Origin of the sequence: Herbaspirillum sp. B65, assembly GCF_000333555.1 — a bacterium.
Taxonomy (GTDB): Bacteria; Pseudomonadota; Gammaproteobacteria; order Burkholderiales; family Burkholderiaceae_D; genus Herbaspirillum; species Herbaspirillum rubrisubalbicans.
In genome coordinates, this window is record NZ_BADI01000899.1 from 1 (window position 1) to 1,554 (window position 1,554).

A 1,554-nucleotide genomic window follows, 5' to 3' on the forward strand; every position below is an offset into this window, starting at 1 on the left:
AGAGTCTCCATGCTGCTGCTTTCGGTGACCTCCAGCCAGAGCTGCGCGGGGTCGATGCCGGTGCCGTCCAGCTTGGCGGCCAACACCTTCAGGATGCGTCCGCTGTTGACATCATGGGCCGGCACGTTGACGGCCACATGCAGACGGGGATGGGTGCGCAGGGTCAACGCCATGTCATCGATGGTCTGCTCCAGCACCAGGTCGGTGATGGCGTCGAGACACTGGTGCCGTTGCGCTGCCGCCAGGAAATGGTCCGGCGACAGCAGTACGCCATCCTCGCGCTGCCAGCGCACCAGCGCCTCGGCACCCACGCAGGCGCCATCGGCCAGCGCGATGATGGGCTGATAGACGACGATGAATTGCTTGCGCTGGATGGCACGCCTGAACTGCGCTTTATTGATCATGTTCCTCCCTACCCTGGTCATGCTGCGGCTCCCCGCCGCACCTCATCGGGTGCTGGCGGGGAAGATGCTCAACGGACCTGGTCCAGCCCATATGCCCAGAGTTGCAGCTTGCGACCGTTGGCGATGATCATGGCGCTCACATCCGCTTTCTGCAGATCGGCTTGCACCACTTCGCGCACGGCATTCATCACGTCCAGCCAGGAGCGCCGGCCGGAGAGGTACTGCCGGGTGTAGGAAGCCAGCACATCCTCGGCCGACAAGCCCACATCCACCAGGTTGCGGGCACGTGCCTCGGACTGCTGGTATTCGGTAAAGGTGGCGGCCATCTGAGAAATGAGTTCCAGCCGCGCTGCATCCACGGCCAGCACGGCCGACTGGTAGCGACCTTGCGCTGCGGCCACTTCGGAACCCAGCGAGAGACCGGCGCCCAGCTGCATCTGCATGCCGATGAAGGCACGATTGACGTCGGGCTGATTGCGCACGCTGAAGTTGCCGCGCTGGTGTTCCACGCGGGCATAGATTTCCGGCCAGTAGGAGGCACTGCGAATCTTGATGGCCGACTCCTGCACCTTGGCATCGGCACGCAGACGTTTGAGCAACGGACTGCTCTGCAGCATGTTCTCGGTGAGCAGGGGCAGATCGTCGGTGACCGACATCTTGACCACATCGGCGCGCAATTCATCGTCGCTCAAGGTTAGGCCCACCAGTTGCTCCAGTTGCAGCCGGGCCGACTGGCGGCTGGCCTTGGCGCCCAGCAGGTCAGTCAGCGCCTGGTCGCGGCGGCCGCGTACCAGGGTGACGTCCACTCGTGCGGCGGCCCCCTCCTTCTCGCGGCGCTGGCTTTGCGCCAGGAAATCCTCCAGCGCCTTGAGGTTCTTCTGGTTGGCCTCGGTGGCCAGATCAGAGCGCACCCACAGGCTGTATTGAGAGATGACCTGCTCGGCCAGCCGGAAGCGCTGCTCGCGCAAGGCTTCTTCGGCCGACTGCTGGTTGTGTCCGGCCTGCTCCAGTTGCGCCGACAGGCGCCCGCCGGACCACAGGGTCTGTTGCAGGCGCAGGGTGATGACGGTGTCGTCGCCTTGGTAGGAGACATCGCGCGAACTGGTCAGGCCGGCACGCTCGACCGACATCGAGGGAGTGGAAAGAACTG

At 64.4% G+C, this 1,554-nt stretch carries 2 protein-coding genes; both read right to left on the reverse strand.

Going from position 1 to position 1,554, the window contains the following annotated elements; translation table 11 throughout:
• A partial coding sequence (locus I5W_RS21225) for an EAL domain-containing protein (RefSeq protein ID WP_044530722.1) occupies positions 1 to 404 on the reverse strand: 404 nt, incomplete at its 3' end.
• A gap of 68 nt (positions 405 to 472) precedes the next feature.
• On the reverse strand, positions 473 to 1,554 hold a 1,082-nt coding region (locus I5W_RS21230), incomplete at its 5' end, for a TolC family protein (RefSeq protein WP_044530723.1).